Consider the following 14906-nt stretch of genomic DNA (forward strand, 5'->3'; position numbering starts at 1 on the left):
CAGTATCCGGTTCTCAAGGTTCGCCGCCGCCCGCCGGGCCCGAGGCCCCCGTGCGGCGCGAGGAACAACTATACGCGGCGCCGCGCCCGACGGGGCCGGGCTTCCGCGCCTCCACGAGACGCACACATAGCTGAATATCCTTTCCTCTCACCAGGATGAGAGAGAACCGGATATTCGCAGGTAAACGCTGCTTTATGAGGAAGGGGGAGAGGAGCCGTCGCCATGGCTCCTCTCCCCCAACGTTGTGTCTAGTCGAACTTTGCGAGTTCCTCGCCCAGAATCCTGAGCCCCTCGCGCAGGACCTCGGGCCTTGCGCAGTACCCCAGGCGCGCCCCCTTGGGCATGTCGAAGCGCGAGCCCGGCACCAGGAGGACGCCCGTGTCCTTGATCAGGTGCAGGCAGAACTCCTCGTCATCCACGGGAATGTCAAAGCGCACGAAAGAGGTCGATACGCCCTTGGGCGGAATCCACGAGACCCTGGGCTGCGCATCTATCCACTCCTGCGCGATGTCGCGGTTGCCAAAGATGATCTTGCGGTTGCGCTCCAGCACCTTGTCGCGATGCCGCAGCACGTAGGTCGCAAGCGTGTCGTTGAACACGCCGCCGCAGATCATGGTGTAGTCACGGTAGTGGCGGATGCGGTCGGCGATCTGGTCGTCTGCGATGACCCAGCCAATGCGGGCACCCGGCGTTGAGTAGGTCTTAGAGATCGAGTTGGTGACGATGGCCTTCTCGTAGACGTCTGCCAGGGACACGTAGTCCTCGGTGTTCTCCATGGGGAGGTAGACCTCGTCGCAGAGGACGTAGGCGCCCACCGACCGGGCGATGTCGGCGATCTCGCGAATCGTGTCTGCCGAGAGGACCGTGCCGGTGGGGTTGGAGGCGTTGTTGATGCAGATGAGCTTGGTGTCAGGTCTCACGAGCCTTCGGAGCTCCGCCATGTCGGGGCGCCAGCCCAGGTCCTCGCGGATGTGCCAGTACTCGACCTCGGCGCCCAGCATGCGAGGGATCTCGTAGAGCGGGGCGTAAGTTGGGTACTCGGCGATCACGTGGTCGCCGGGCTCCACGACGGAGAGGAGCGCGTTGAGGTTGGCGCCCGTGCACCCGTTGGTCTGGAGGATCCTGCTAGGCGCGATGTCGGTGGTGTAGAGCTTGCGGACCTCGTCCTTGAACGCGGCCGACCCCTCGATCCAGCCGTAGTCCATGGTGGCCTTGGCGACCTCCTCGTCGAGCGTCGCGCCACCCTCGCCGTCCAGCTGGCGTATCTCGTCCATGGTGAGGGATGCGATGGTCGACTCGCTGATGTCCCACTTTGCCAGGCGATCCCAGTCGTTGAGCCAGGCCTCGACGCCGATCACGGGAATCTTCATGGTGTGTCGCTCCTCTCCCCTGGTGCCACGTCGGAGGTGACGCCAAGGTGGCGGTGATTGCTACAGCAGGCGGATGATGCCACGCACCAGGCGCTCGAAGTCATCCGCGTGGCGGCCGGCCTCCTCGAGAACGCTCTGGTGGGTGACCGAGGGGTCACCGCACTCGTTGGCAGCGAGCGTGAGCCCCAGCACGTTCATGCCCAGGGCATGCGCCATGATGACCTCGAGGACCGTGGACATGCCCACGTACGAGACGCCCATGGCGCGCATGGCGGCCACCTCCGCCGGGGTCTCGAACGAGGGCCCGAGCACGCCGGCGTAGACACCCTCCTCGACGGTGATGCCCAGGTCGTCCGCAACGCCGCGAGCGAGCGTCCTGAGGTAGGGCGTGTAGGCGTCGGACATTCCGACGAACGGGGTGTCAAGGTCGCGGACGTCACGACCTGCGAGCGGATTGCGCCCGGTGAGGTTGATCTGGTCGGTGAGGATGCCCAGGCCGATGTTGGCGTTGCCCGGGACGGCGCCGGTTGCGCAGGCAAAGATGATGTCGCGGCACCCCAGGTGATGCGCGTGGCGGACGAGGGCGGTGACCTCGGCGGGGTCATACCCCTGGTACAGGTGGATCCTCCCTGGGTAGACGACCACGGGGACGTCGTCGATCGTGCCCACGGTCGCCTCGAAGCTGTGACCTTGGACCGGGCGGGCGTCCTCGGGGAAGCCCTCGATGTCGTGGTAGTCGATCCTGCGGACGGGCTTCACGAGCGATGCAAGGTGACCGAGGCCGGAACCAAGCACTATTGCGACGGGATGCTCGACGGACGGGGAGCAGCTCCTCACGACGTCTTCGGTAACCACGCAGACTCCTTCCCTCTTGAGGAGGCGGGCAAACGCCCCGTCCCCCTTGGTGAGACTTCCTGTGTACGTTCCATCGTAGATGACGCCCGAGCCACAAGAGGGGCTCTTGGCCTTCAACACGGCGAGCGGCGCGACGCAGCCAAGGGCTCCCGACGCGCGAACGCGTTCGAGCGAGAGCCTCGCCCCCCTCTCGAAGTCCTCCGTGACGTCAGTCCCATCCCGGAGAAGAACGTGGCCATCACGCTGCTCGGCGGGAGGGCGCGGAACCGGGAGGCCGCTCGCCGACTCGGGGCACACGCCCACCGCCTCCACGCGGGAGCACAATCTGCGAACGGCGTCGTTGGGCTTGGCACCTCCGTCGTAGCGGCAGGCGACGCCGCGCAGGCACTGGCTCACGATGACCTTCACGGGCACCACCTCTGGGCCGCGGGGGACGGTCCTCTCCCCCAGCCGGCGAAAACGGGAACGGCTTGCACGGGGCTCTTCTCCCCCGTTTTGGACACGCATAACGGACGAGGCGGCAAACGGGAGGGCACACGTCGCAAGAAGCGAGAGGGGCGGGCCGGACGCAATGCCCGACCCGCCCCTTGGGACGCTATGCCTCCGGATCTTGCCTACGCGGCGAGGCTGGAGATGGAGATGGAGGCGTTGCAGAGGATGCCGTCGATGTAGTTGGTCCACTGCGTCGACGCCTCGGAGGCCTCGGTGGAGTACTTTTGGTAGGCCACGTAGTACGCCGCCTCGGCCGCCTCGTACGTGGCGGAGTCGTTGGTGATGGTGTACTTGGAGAGCGCCTTGTAGTAGTCGCCGTCGGTGGACGCCCAGGTGCCCTTGTCGGAGTCCCACTCGTCGCCAGCGAGGTCGATGATGTACTTGGCGTAGTCTGCGGACGCGGTCTGGTCGTTGCCGTCGCTGGGGGCGGTCGGCGCGGTTGGCTGCGTGGAGGTGGCGCCCACGACCTTGTTCTTGAGCTTGCTCATCTCGGCGGACTGCTTGAGGATCGTCTTCACGGTGTCGGAGTCCATGCCGTAGTTGGACGCGATGGTGTCGAAGTCGTCGGTGCCCAGCTGCTCCTTGGCGTAGGACTTGACGTCGTCGTCCGACACGGTGACGCCCTGGGCCTCAGCCTCCTGCTGGATGATCTGGGAGCGGGCGGCAGAGAGGATCGCGTCGGCCGTGGGCAGCGTGTAGTTGCCGTCGCTGTCCTTGGCGTTGTCGAGCGTGGAGTTCATCTGGATGACCTCGCGCGCGGTGAGGTTGGTGGTCTTGCCGTTGTAGGTGTAGGTGGCGACCACGGTGTCGAGCTGGCCCTCGGAGACGGTGGTCTTGCCGCTCGCGGACGTCACGCCGCCCAGGAAGAACTTGCCGATGGCGATTCCGCCGGCAAGGCACACGACGGCGATGATGACCCAGACGAAGGTGGGGATGCCGCGGCGCCCCTTTGCCTTGGACTTGCCCTTGGCCTTCTTCTCCTTCTCGCGCGCCGCCTTCTTCGCCGCCTTCTCGGCAGCCCTCTTCTCCCTGGCGAGCGCCTTGTCGTCGGCCTTCTTGGGCTTGTCGCCCTCGTCGGCGGGCTGGTCGTCCCCCTTTGCGGCCGCATCGCCCTGCCCGGCCTGGGACTCCACCTGGGTGGCGTCGTCGGCTGCGGACTGGACCTCCTCCGGCTTCTCGTCCTCGTTGTCGTTGATGGTGTCTGCCATCGACTCCCCCTCTTGCAGTGGCGCGCCGAGTTGGGGCGCACCTGCCAATAGTGCCAACGTCGGAAGATGGTAGCACCTTGGCGCGGAACGCCCCTCTCCCCCGCCGTCTGGGCTGCGGGGAGGGCCGCTCGCCACGATGCCAATGCCTCTCGCTACTTGCGGGAGCACTCCTCCAGGATCTGCTTTGAGAACGTCTTGGTGTAGCCGCGCCCATTCTGGGCATCAAAGCCCACACGGGCGCCGACCGCGGCCCGCACCTTGTCGGAGATGCTACCCTGCACGAATTCCTGCAGGCAGACCAGCATGTCGCGGTACTCGGGGTCGCCGTGGTAGCACTGGATGGCCTCGTCGAGGAGCGGCCAGGACTCCTCGGAGCGCTGCTCGGAGGTGGCTCCGTACTGGGCGATGAACCTGAACGCCTGGAGCCTCACGGCCGCGGACGTCTCGTCGAAGAGCGAGGCTTCGGCGCCGTCAAAGGCATCCACCACAGAAGAGGCATCTACCTTGGCGATTTCTGAGAGGGCCGAGAGGACCTCCCAGCGGGTCTGCGCCTCGGGACGGCCGAGCGCATCGATGAGCTTGGGGGCATAGGGAACGAGCGCGTCGGGGCTCGCCTTTGCGATGGCCTCGATGGTGTGGGCCGCCTCCTGGCGCCCCCTCCTCCCGGCACCCGAGAGCTGCCCCATGAGGACGTCCAGCGCCGCCCGGTCCTTGCTGTCCTGGTCTGCCATTGCGTGTATCCCCTCTCGTTACTCGCAGAAGCCGTCTACCATGACGGTGCCGCTCTTCGGATCCTGGTGGATGGTGATGAACCCCAGCTTTGACGCCTCTCGCAGCAGGTTGCTGAACGACCGGTAGCCAAAGCTCCTCTCGGAGAACTGCGGGCGCTTGCGCCGCATCGTGTCCTTGAGGCGCGAGGCGAGCACGGCACTGTCGCTCTCGCCCTGCAGCGCGTCGATGGTCTCGAACAGGAGCTGGTAGCACTCGTGCTTCTCCTTGGGAACCTTTGCCGCGTAGTCCGGGATCCCGCCCGTCTTGACGATGTCCTCGTAAAAGATGAACTCGTCGCAGTTCTCGGCAAGCAGGGTGCTCGTTGCCTCCTTGGTCCCCACGCCAATGACCGTCTTGCCAAACTCCTTGAGCTTGGCGACGAGGGGAGAGAAGTCCGAGTCTCCGGACAGGATAGCAAAGGTGTCGATGTGGTCCTTGGTGAGGCACATCTCCATGGCATCGACGGCAAGGCGGATGTCGGCCGAGTTCTTGCCGGTGTAGGCGCGGTCGGGTATCTCGATGAGCTCGATGCCGAGCTCGTGGAGTGGCGTGATGGCGTCCTCAAACCGCTGCCAGTCGCAGTAGGCGCGCTTTGCGGTGATGCGGCCCTTGTCGACCAGCCTCTCGAGGATGCGCTTGACGTCCGGGCGCGGACCGGGGTCCTGGTGCCCGTTGCGCCGACGCTTGCCAGTCCCGAGGGCGAGGTTCTCGTAGTCTATGAGAACCGCCATCGAGCTCTGGTTGGTGTCGCTCATTGGTGGTGCGTTCCTTTCCTGCGGGAATCCGGCGGGGCAATCCTCGCCCCCGCGAGAGCTTATATCAGAACATACGGAGGTTTCGTACCCAAACGAGGGGATTTCGAACCTAGGCGAGAGGAACGCGCGACCTCGCGTTGCCATGGCAAAACGCAAGGGGCCCGGATTCCGGGGTCTCTCCCCACCGCGAATCCGGGCCCTGTCTTGCATGCTCTGCAGTCGGTACGGTACGTGCTTTTCTCTACTCGTCCTTCTTCTCGGAGAAGAGGTCGGTCAGACGCTGCGTGAACGACTCGTCCTGGGTGCTGGAGGAGTCGTCGTCCTTGCCCTTGCTGGAGGAGTCGTCCTTCTTGACTCCGCTGACCACGTAGACGAACTGAACCTCCTTGACGTTGGAGTTGCTGGGGTCGACGAAGGAGTGCAGCGCGTAGCTGGTCCCCAGGCGCTCGTCGATGGCCTGCTGCACCTGGTCGAGGACCTTCTGGTCCATGCCGTCCACGGACTCGGCGAGCGTATCGAGACCGCTCGAGAGCTCCTCGGATCCGCTGTACGCGGTATCGGTGCCACCAGCGAGGGTCCCGAGCCCATCCTCGAGCGTGCCGGCGCCGGAGGCAAGCTGCCAGGCTCCGGTCCTGAGGGCGGTGGTGCCACTGCTCAGGGTGTCGAGCCCCTGCTTGAGCGTGGAGGCGCCACCCGCGAGCGTACGCGCGCCAGAGGCTGCCGTCTTGGCGTTGTCGTCCACGGTCTTGGCGCCGCTCGCAAGGCGCCTCGCGCCGGCGTCAAGCTTGGTCGACCCGCTGTGTAGCGTGTCCAGCCCCTGCTCGAGCTGGGCTGCGCCATCGGAGACTCGCTTGGCGCCCGAGGCGGCGGCGGAGGCGTTCTGGTCCACGGCGGCGGCACCTGCGGAGAGCTGCTCCGCCGCGCTGAGGAGCGTGGGGTTGCCCGAGGCGTCCGTCCCCTCTGTGGTGAGGCTGTCAACCAGCTCGCTCGTGCCGTCGGCGACGCTCTGCGCGCCACCTGCGAGCACGCTCAGCTGGTCGAGCTGCCCCTGCATCCCCGCCAGCTGCTGCTGGGTGCCGGAGACGAGCTGCTTGGAGCTGTCGAGGACCTTGCCGGACTCGTCCAGCACGCCGCTCGCGCTGGTGGTAAGGCTGCCGGCTCCCTTCTGGATGGCGACGAGGTCGCCCGCAAGGGTCTGGGCGTCGCCCGAAAGGGTCTGGGTGTCGACCCCCTGCGCGGCAGCCGCGACCCCCTGAATTGCCTGCGCCGCAGACTGGGCGCTCTTGGCGGCATCCCCAGCGCTCCCGGCGGCACTGCCGGCATCAGACGCCGCGTCGCCTGCACCCTGCGCGGCGGTTCCCGCAGAGGTTGCCGCACTGTTCGCCTTGTTCATCGCGTCCGAGATGGTCGCCTTCTGGGCGTCGGTGAGGCTCGGGTCACCCAGCAGGCCCGAGAGCTCGCTCGCCGCGGATGAGGCGTCGCCCGAGGCGGACTGGGCGCTGGATGCCGCGGACTGCGCCTTCTGGGCTGCCGAGCCGGCGGACTGGGCAGCGGTCGCACCCTGCTGGGCCGCCGTCGCCGCGCCGGTACCCGCCGTGGAGAGCCCCTCCTTCAGACCACCGAGCTGTGACTGAACAGACTTGAGGTCATCCGCCACCCTCTGACCGTCAGACTCGGTCTTCTGCGCGAGCGGCGTGAGCTGCTGGGCGGACGAATTGATGCCATCCACCTCGCCCTGAATCTGGGCAATCTGCGCCTGAAGGGAGTCGAGCTGCGTGTTGGCCTGCGTGAGCATGCCGGGAAGCGTGCTGGTGAGCTCGGTCTGCAGCTGGCTCACGCCGCCTGCGACCTGGGCGGAGCCAGACTTGAGCCGCGTGAGGTCGCCCGACTTTGCAGCCAGGGCGGACTGGAGCGCGGAGGCACCTCCCGCGACCTGGCTGGTCCCCTGGAACTGCAGGGCAGAGACTCCGCTCGAGAGCTGGCTCGCCCCCTCGGCGACCTGGCGCCCGCCCTCCGCGGCCTGCTGCGTCCCCGCAACCGCCTGCGACGTACCGTCTGCCAGCTGGTTTGCGCCGGAAGAGACCGCGCTGGTCCCCTCTCGCTGAAGCCTGCCCACGCCGTCGGCAAGCTCGCTTGCCCCGTCAGCGAGCTCCGCGGAGCCAGTGTCCGCCCTTCCCGCTCCGGACGCAAGCTGGTCAGACCCCGATGCCAGCCGCGTGGCACCGGCACCAAGCTTGGCCGCACCCGCAACGGCACTGTCGGCGCCGATGCTGAGCTGGTACAGGCCGGCGGCAAGGGACTTGCCGCCCTGGTCGAGCTGGTCGACGCCGCCCTGGAGCTCGGACGTGGCGTCGGTGAGCTTGGAGGTGTCGTAGTCGCTCACATTGGTGTCGAGCGAGATAGGCATCGCCGCAATCTGCCAGCCCGAGTAGGTGAAGTCGCTCGCCTTGCCCTTGATGTGCCAGTCCCCGTTGGTGCCAGGCAGCAGCAGGTAGGTGACCGTGGTCTTGTTGCCCACGGTGGCGATGGTGGCGTCCTTGGCCTCGCCGAGGGAGAAGCTGCCGTTGTCGAAGGTGCCCTGCGCCTGGAGCATGAAGCTCTTGGCGAAGTCGGCCGTGCTACTGTCGTCCGAGAGCCCGTCGATCTTGAGCTCGATGTCCAGGTCGCCGTCCTTGCCCGCGAGGTCAGAGGGCGAGACCTCCTTGCCATCCAGGCGGTAGGTCACCGAGACGTTCCAGGGGAGCTGGGTCGAGGCGTCGAGGTCACCCTGGTAGTAGAAGGGCTTGCCGGCAAGCGTGGTCACGTCCACCTTGCCCCCATCGTCATCCAGCTTCTGCGAGGTTGTGAGGTTCTGCAGCTTGGTGTAGGAGCCGGGGTCGCTCACGTCCTGCGCGGAGTCGGTATCCCAGTAGTTCACCACATAGACGCCACTCTTCTTGCCCGCCGCGTCCGTCTTTGCGTAGACGATCTCCTTCTTCGCGGTCTGGGAGGCCCCCTTCTGCTCGGTGGAGTCGGGCTCCGCACCTTCGCCGTTCGCCTCGTCCGCCATGGCCTGCACTGCCCCAAAGGGGATTGACATCGAGATGCTCAGGACCGCGCTCATGGCACCTGCCATGAGCCGCTTGCCGCGCCCCATGCCACCCCTCCCGGGGAGGTCTCCGCTCTCGTACCGCCTAGTGCTCTTGCTCATTTTCAGTCACTCCATATTCAGTCAGTCGACGTTTCCTGTTTCTTGAAGGGGTCACGCCTCGTTGCCATTCGCCTCCGCAGGTGCCTCCGAGACATTGCCACCTTCACCCTTGCCCTGGTAGAACCCGAGCTTGTAGCTGGTGTGGCGCACGAAGCCGTCGCCGCCCGTAAAGAGCAGGGGCAGGACGAAGAAGATCTCGATCACCGAGATGAGCGCACCACGAGCGATGAGCATGCCCACCTGCTGGATCATGGGGCTCGACACGGCAAAGTAGATGCCGAGACACGCCAGGATGAGGATGGAGCTCGACGTGATGATGGGCTGTGCCGTCTTCTCCACCGACTGGATTGAGGCCTCCGCCTTGGGCATGCGCCTGCGCCTGGCCAGGTACTCCTCCGTGAAGATGATCGCGTAGTCCACGGCGGCGCCAAGCTGCACCGCGTCTATCACCAGGAAGGCCACGAAGTTGATCGTCTCGCCCGTGAAGTACGGGACCGCCTCGTTGATCCAGATCGACACCTCGATTGCCATGAGCAGGATGATGGGGATCGAGATGGACTTGAACATGACGAGAAGCACCGCGCCGATGGCGAGGATTGACGCCAGCTTGACCGTCGTGGAGTCCGACGAGGTGACGGAGCGGATGTCGTAGTACGAGACGGCATTGCCCACCAGGCGGTACTTATCGCCGTAGTGCTTCTGGCAGATGGAGCGGACCTTCTCCACGAGGTCGAAGGCTCCCTTGGACTCGTCGGGGATGCTCGACGTGAGAACGATCCTGCTGTAGCCCCCGCTCAGGAGCTGGCTCACGTCGCTCTTGTCACCCAGCTGGGTGGGCAGCGCCGAACCCGCGATGGTGGAGTACGAGAGCACCTGCTTGGTGGTGGGAAGCGCCTTGAGCTCGTCCACGAGCTCGGTCTCCTCGCTCCACTCCCCCTCCGGGATCATGATCGCCCAGGTCTGCGACTCGCCAAACGCCTTGTTGATGATGTCCCCGTCCATCTTGACCTGCGACGTGGGGGACTCGTTGGCTGCGGAGCCATAGGTGAAGCTCACGCGGCCGGACGCGATGAGGCACGGCACCGCAAGCACCAGCGCGATCACGAACGCGGGAATCGCACCCTTGTGGCAGAAGCTCGCCATCTTATGGAAGCTCTTGAAGAACGGCTTGTGGGAGGTCTTTGCCACCGCGTTGCGCATGCCATAGAGGATGCAGGGCATGAGGAGCGTGATGGAGAGGAACGAGCACACGATGCCCTTGGCAAGGGCGATGCCCATGTCGGCACCGATCAGGAACTGCATCGCGGCGAGCGAGAGGAACCCAAAGAACGTGACGGCGGCAGACGACAGAATCACGGGGAGCGACTTGCTCATGGCCATGACCATGGCCTCGAACTGGTCGTCGGTCTTCTCACGGAACCTGCCGAAGTTGGTGAGGAGGACGATGGAGTAGTCCATCGACACCGCAAGCTGGAGCACCGAGGCAACCAGCTGGGTGATGGACGAGATGGTCCCCCTGAAGATGTTGGTCCCCATGTTGAGGATGATGGCGACGCCGATGGTGAGGAGCATCACCACGGGGTGCAGGTAGCTGGTGGTGTTGAGGAGTACCATCACGAACACGGTGATCACGGCGATGGTCATGATCTTAGCCATGTCGGTGTTGATGGTCGCGAGGTTTGCCGCGTCGTCCACCGCAGAGCCGTCGATGGCGACCGTCTTGGCACCCGAGAGCGACTTTGCCATCGAGCGGATCTGGTCAACCTGGGCTTGATCGGTGCCACTCGCCAGAACCACCTGGAACAGGTAGCCCTTTCCGTCATACCAGTCCGAGATGGTGCCCTGATCCTGGACCTCGAGCGGCTCGTCCATGTTGACCTCGTCACCAAGCCAGGTGACAGAGACAACGTCGTCGAGCCCCTTCAGGCTGTCATCGAACTTCTGCGCCTCGGTCTTGGAGATGCCCGTGACGTACACGCGCGCGTTGGTGATGTCGTTGCCATAGACGCGCTTCATCTCGGTCAGGTCCTGCGACGACTTTGCGCTTGGCGGCAGGTAGTCGCTCATGTTTGCGTCGATCTTCACCATGGGGACGCACGCCAGGCTGATGGCGGTGAGGACCACAAAGATGGCCGTCACCAGCTTCCTGTGCCTCAGTACCCCCCTGAAGAACCCTTCCATCGATAGTCCAGCTCCCCTCTCACCACTTACCGTTTCTGTACTACTGTTGGTCTTTGAACATCTGTTGTTTTCTACCCGCATTCAATTATTGTTAAGGGGAGAACGGCATCAATCATCAATGTCGACGTTTGGTGTTTGTTGTCAGTCACAAGTGACGTGTTTTGTTTGGATTGTGAGAAACGATGGCAGAGAAGAAGAACCGAAACGCACTCCGATCGATTCGACTCATCAAGGAGGCCTTCCTCGAGCTCCTTGCCACGGAGCCCTACGAGAAGATCACCGTCACCGACGTGACGCGGGAGGCGGGCCTCAACCGGGGGACCTTCTATGCACATTTCGACGATATGGACGACCTCCTGCACCAGGTCATCGACGAGGTGGTGGAGCGGGCGTCGGAGCTGCTGCAGCAGTCGTTTGACACTGACTTCCTGGAGAACCCCCTGCCCATCCTGGAGCAGCTGGGAAAGTACATGAGCGAGAGCTACGGCCTCTATGGCCGCGTGCTCAACTCGGCGAGCTCGGACATCTTCGTGAAGTCGCTGGGGGGCATGTTCGAGAAGAAGGTCCACGGCTGGATCGACGCGCAGAACGTGGACGATCCAACCACCCAGCTCATGCTGTCCGACTACCTGGTGGGTGGGGTCCTGCGCACCTACCGCGCATGGATGGACGGCGAGTACGGCAACATTCCCATCGAGGAGGTCAACCTGCGGCTCGGTGCCTTCGTGAAGGCCGCCGGGAGAATCATTCCCCGACGGACCCGGCAGTAAGGAAACGCCGCAAGGGGCGGCCGCCGGAATCTTCCGACGACCGCCCCTCGCGTAAAAGGCGCATGTCCCGAGACAACCCGTCCGCAGACTACCCTTTCCGGTCTCCCCGACGAGTCCTGAAGCCCTTGGGGGAGGCGCCAGCCCCGTCGGACGCGCCCTTCTCCCCCTCCGCATCGTCCTGGGAGACGCTCATGTACTCGGGCATGGGGGTGCCGTCGCGGCGGGCGCGCCTGACCGCCTCGGCGTTTTTATCCCCGGCACGGCGCAGCTGGTCCTTGTTGACGCCCAGGGAGCGGTCGATGAACTTCCAGGGGCCGCTGCTCTCGCCAAACTCCATCTTAAGACCCGCGATGGCGCCGCCCATGCCGCCGATGGCGACGCCGGCGAGAAGCGAGAACCCCGTGAGCCCTATGACCATGCTTGCGAGGACGCCCACCACGACGATCTTGAGGTTGGCGAGCCAGTACTCCCTGGTGGTGACGACGTTCTTGGCCATCTCCGCGCCGATCTTGCTCCCCATCACGATGCCAAAGAGGAACAGCAGGAGGGCGACGATGGCCATGGAGAACGCGGACACCTACTCATCGCCCCCGTTGTGGTGGTGACAGTGGCACTCGTGACCCTCTCCGTCGCCGTGGCCACCGCAGCAGCCATCCCCGTGACCGCCACAGCAGCCGTCGCCGTCCTCGTCCTCGACCTTGGCCTTGCTCCAGTCGAGCCCGGCCTTCTCCCCCACCTCGGCGGGAGCGTAGAGGAGCGAGATGGCCTGGGTGCCCAGCCGTGCGCCGCCCACCTGGCACAGGAGCTTGTACAGGTTCTCGGCCGTGGCGGTGGAGGGCATCCCGATGCCCAGCTCGTCGGCGGCATCGAGCGAGAGCGTCACATCCTTGAGGAGATGCTCGGAGAGGAAGCCGGGACGGTAGTCTCCCTCGAGCGACTTGGGGGCGAGCCTCGAAAGGGCGACCGAGCCGCCCATGCCGCTCGATACCGCCTGGAGCATGCGGGCGACGTCCACGCCCGACGCCTCGGCGAGAGCCATGGCCTCGGCGTATCCCATCATGCACGAGGCGAGCGACACCTGGTTGCAGAGCTTGACCGTCTGGCCCGCGCCCGCCTGGTCAAAGTAGGTGATCTTGGACGAGAAGCACTGGAGCAGCGGAAGCACGGGCTCAGCCTCCTTGGGTGTGGCGCCCACGAAGAGCGTGAGCGTGCCCGCCTTGGCGCCCTCCTCGCCGCCGGTGACCGGGCAGTCGAAGGCATGGCGGTCGTCGACCTCCGCGGCGCCGTGGATGTCACGCGCGAGGTCGGGAGAGCTCGTGGTGAGGTCGATGAGAAAAGCGCCCTCCTTGGACGAGCGCAGGATCCCGTTGGTCGAGAGGTACACGTCCTCCACGTCGGTTGGGTAGCCGAGCATGGTGAACACCACGTCGGCTCCCTCGACCGCCGAGGCTACGTCGTCCGCCCAGTGGGCGCCCCTCTCCACCAGGCCATCCGCCTTTGACTTTGTCCTGTTATAGACCGTGACGTCGTACCCGGCGTCCATGATGTGACCGGCGATGGGGGCTCCCATGATACCGGTGCCGATGAATGCCACCTTGGCGCTGTTGCCTAGGGCCATGTGCTGGCTCCTCTCCAGACTGAAGGGCCGCCCCGCTGCTCGCCGGACGGCCCCCAGATCCTCCTGCCTTACTCCGCCCTGCCGGCGGTACCCTTCCTGACCTTGCGGGCTATTCGGTCCGTGAGGGAGACCTTCTCCCTTCGGTCGGTGCCCCAGAAGACGAGGGCGACCATGCCAGGCCCCACGTGCGATCCCAAGATGGGCGAGACTGTGCTGTGGATGATGGTGACGTCCTCGCAGCCCTTCTCCTTGCGGACCTGGGCGTCAAGCCAGTCGGCGTCCTTCTTGGCGTCGGTGCTCACGATGGCGAGCGGAAGAGACGTGTCGTGCGCATAGTTGTCGCGGAAGTCCTGCAGAATGGCACGGAGCGCCTTCTTGCGCCCACGGCACATCCCACGCAGGGTGAGCGCGCCGTTGAGGTCGTACGACAGCTCGGGCTTGATGTCGAGCTTGCCCCCCACGTTTGCCGCTGCGGGCGGGATGCGACCGCCGGCAGCGAGGGCGTCGAAGCTCTCGAGCGTGAAGTAGCCGTGGATGAAGTAGCGTGCGTCCTCGGCCCACTCGACGAGCTCGCGCGCGCTGAGCCCATTGGACGCCTGACGGCAGACCTCGATTGCCAGGAGCTCCCCCGCCGCCGAGTCGCAGCAGGTGTCCACCACATAGATCTCGAACCCTGGGAACTCGTCCCGCACCATCTGCGCCGCCTGACGCGCCAAGTCGATGGAGCTGGAGAGCCCCGCCGTGAGACCGAGGTAGATGGTGGGCATGCCCTCCTTCGCCGCGCGGGCGAACACCTCGTAGTAGTTGCCCGGCGTGACCGCCGCAGTATGGAAGTGCGCCTCGGGGTTCTTGCGCATGAACTCGTAGAACTCGTGCGGGTCGCGCGACTTCCACATGTCGTCCACGTGCTCTACGCCCTCGGGGTCGACGTAGTGGAAGGGGATGACCTCCACTCCCAGCTGCTCCGCCACGCCGGGGGCGTAGTCTGCCGTGGAGTCCACGATGATGCGGACGTTCCTCTTCTGATGATAGGCCCGGCCGACGCGCTCGACGTCGGCCGGGGTGAGGTTCTGTGGCTCTGACTTGTTCTCGGACATCAGGCTCCTATGCCTCGCCGTCTTCCGTCTCGATCCTGGGCTTCAGGATTCCATAGCCACCATTATGGCGGTGGTAGATGACATTGACGAGGCCGGTGGTCGCATTCTCGAAAACATAGAAATCGTGGCCCAGGAGGTCGGTCTGCACCAGTGCCTCCTCCTCGGTCATGGGCTTGAGGTCGATGTACTTCTCGCGGACCAGCTGGTCGTCGTCCTCCTCGATGAGGTCGCCCAGGTCGTCGATCTTGGCACCCTCGCGGATGGTCTGCGTGGAACGCTGCTTGCGGTCGACCACCTTGGTCTTGTACTTGCGCAGCTGCCGGGTGACCTTGTCCGCCGCGGTGTCGATGGCCACATACATGTCCTCATCCGCCGCCTCGACGCGCACCACGTTGTCGCGGACGAACACGGTGACCTCGCACATCTTGCGCTCTGGGTTGGAGCGGTTCTTGTCAACGCGCAGCACCACATCGCACGACATTGGCTTGATGTCGAAGACCTTGAGGGCGTCCCCTATCTTCTCGTTTACGCGCTGGCGCATGCCATCGGTGACGGAGACCTTGCGTCCCGAGATCTTGATGTCGACCATCAGTACCTCC

General features: G+C 65.1%; 12 protein-coding genes. 1 reads left to right on the forward strand and 11 read right to left on the reverse strand.

The window, feature by feature from the left end:
- Positions 1-248: 248 nt before the first annotated feature.
- The 7 genes from FYJ68_RS06710 to FYJ68_RS06740 form a co-directional block, all read right to left on the reverse strand.
- Positions 249-1370: an aminotransferase gene (locus FYJ68_RS06710; RefSeq protein ID WP_154435304.1), complete on the reverse strand. Its 1122-nt coding sequence runs from the start codon at positions 1368-1370 to the stop codon at positions 249-251.
- 60 nt (positions 1371-1430) lie between these two features.
- Positions 1431-2633: a purine-nucleoside phosphorylase gene (locus tag FYJ68_RS06715; RefSeq protein WP_326832257.1), complete on the reverse strand. Its 1203-nt coding sequence runs from the start codon at positions 2631-2633 to the stop codon at positions 1431-1433.
- A gap of 206 nt (positions 2634-2839) precedes the next feature.
- Entirely contained in the window at positions 2840-3925 is a 1086-nt protein-coding gene (locus FYJ68_RS06720) for a SurA N-terminal domain-containing protein (RefSeq protein WP_154435308.1), read from the reverse strand.
- A gap of 152 nt (positions 3926-4077) precedes the next feature.
- Complete coding sequence (locus tag FYJ68_RS06725) at positions 4078-4656, reverse strand: hypothetical protein (RefSeq protein ID WP_154435310.1); 579 nt, start codon at positions 4654-4656, stop codon at positions 4078-4080.
- Between the two features lie 18 nt (positions 4657-4674).
- Positions 4675-5451 (reverse strand): NYN domain-containing protein, encoded by a 777-nt coding sequence (locus tag FYJ68_RS06730; protein ID WP_154435312.1) that lies wholly within the window; start codon positions 5449-5451, stop codon positions 4675-4677.
- A 241-nt stretch (positions 5452-5692) separates the two neighbouring features.
- On the reverse strand, positions 5693-8641 hold the full coding sequence (locus FYJ68_RS06735; RefSeq protein ID WP_154435314.1) for a YhgE/Pip domain-containing protein: 2949 nt from the start codon (positions 8639-8641) through the stop codon (positions 5693-5695).
- A 51-nt stretch (positions 8642-8692) separates the two neighbouring features.
- The gene (locus FYJ68_RS06740; RefSeq protein WP_195837745.1) at positions 8693-10822 is read right to left on the reverse strand and encodes an efflux RND transporter permease subunit; all 2130 of its coding nucleotides are present in this window, start codon (positions 10820-10822) and stop codon (positions 8693-8695) included.
- A 182-nt stretch (positions 10823-11004) separates the two neighbouring features.
- On the opposite strand from FYJ68_RS06740, the gene FYJ68_RS06745 reads away from it, so the two are divergent.
- Positions 11005-11592 carry a TetR/AcrR family transcriptional regulator gene (locus tag FYJ68_RS06745; RefSeq protein ID WP_154435318.1) on the forward strand — a complete coding sequence of 196 codons (588 nt, stop codon included), beginning with the start codon at positions 11005-11007 and terminating at the stop codon, positions 11590-11592.
- A gap of 88 nt (positions 11593-11680) precedes the next feature.
- On the opposite strand, the gene FYJ68_RS06750 is transcribed toward FYJ68_RS06745, so the two are convergent.
- From FYJ68_RS06750 to hpf, 4 genes are all read right to left on the reverse strand, one after another.
- Positions 11681-12154, reverse strand: coding sequence for a hypothetical protein (locus tag FYJ68_RS06750; RefSeq protein WP_229772103.1), 474 nt, complete (start codon positions 12152-12154; stop codon positions 11681-11683).
- 15 nt (positions 12155-12169) lie between these two features.
- Positions 12170-13210 (reverse strand): NAD(P)-dependent oxidoreductase, encoded by a 1041-nt coding sequence (locus FYJ68_RS06755; protein WP_154435320.1) that lies wholly within the window; start codon positions 13208-13210, stop codon positions 12170-12172.
- Between the two features lie 68 nt (positions 13211-13278).
- Positions 13279-14307: a DegV family protein gene (locus FYJ68_RS06760; RefSeq protein WP_154435322.1), complete on the reverse strand. Its 1029-nt coding sequence runs from the start codon at positions 14305-14307 to the stop codon at positions 13279-13281.
- A 7-nt stretch (positions 14308-14314) separates the two neighbouring features.
- Positions 14315-14896: a ribosome hibernation-promoting factor, HPF/YfiA family gene (hpf, locus tag FYJ68_RS06765; protein WP_154435324.1), complete on the reverse strand. Its 582-nt coding sequence runs from the start codon at positions 14894-14896 to the stop codon at positions 14315-14317.
- Positions 14897-14906: the final 10 nt, after the last annotated feature.

The sequence above is a fragment of the Olsenella porci genome (genome assembly GCF_009695875.1).
GTDB lineage: Bacteria > Actinomycetota > Coriobacteriia > Coriobacteriales > Atopobiaceae > Olsenella_H > Olsenella_H porci.

Coding starts and splice junctions, on each gene's coding strand:
- FYJ68_RS06755 (WP_154435320.1), bottom strand. CDS start 13,210: ATGGCCCTAGGCAACAGCGCCAAGGTGGCATTCATCGGCACCGGTATC.
- FYJ68_RS06760 (WP_154435322.1), bottom strand. CDS start 14,307: ATGTCCGAGAACAAGTCAGAGCCACAGAACCTCACCCCGGCCGACGTC.
- hpf (WP_154435324.1), bottom strand. CDS start 14,896: ATGGTCGACATCAAGATCTCGGGACGCAAGGTCTCCGTCACCGATGGC.
- FYJ68_RS06735 (WP_154435314.1), bottom strand. CDS start 8,641: ATGAGCAAGAGCACTAGGCGGTACGAGAGCGGAGACCTCCCCGGGAGG.
- FYJ68_RS06720 (WP_154435308.1), bottom strand. CDS start 3,925: ATGGCAGACACCATCAACGACAACGAGGACGAGAAGCCGGAGGAGGTC.
- FYJ68_RS06725 (WP_154435310.1), bottom strand. CDS start 4,656: ATGGCAGACCAGGACAGCAAGGACCGGGCGGCGCTGGACGTCCTCATG.
- FYJ68_RS06750 (WP_229772103.1), bottom strand. CDS start 12,154: ATGGCCATCGTCGCCCTCCTGCTGTTCCTCTTTGGCATCGTGATGGGG.
- FYJ68_RS06745 (WP_154435318.1), top strand. CDS start 11,005: ATGGCAGAGAAGAAGAACCGAAACGCACTCCGATCGATTCGACTCATC.
- FYJ68_RS06710 (WP_154435304.1), bottom strand. CDS start 1,370: ATGAAGATTCCCGTGATCGGCGTCGAGGCCTGGCTCAACGACTGGGAT.
- FYJ68_RS06740 (WP_195837745.1), bottom strand. CDS start 10,822: ATGGAAGGGTTCTTCAGGGGGGTACTGAGGCACAGGAAGCTGGTGACG.
- FYJ68_RS06730 (WP_154435312.1), bottom strand. CDS start 5,451: ATGAGCGACACCAACCAGAGCTCGATGGCGGTTCTCATAGACTACGAG.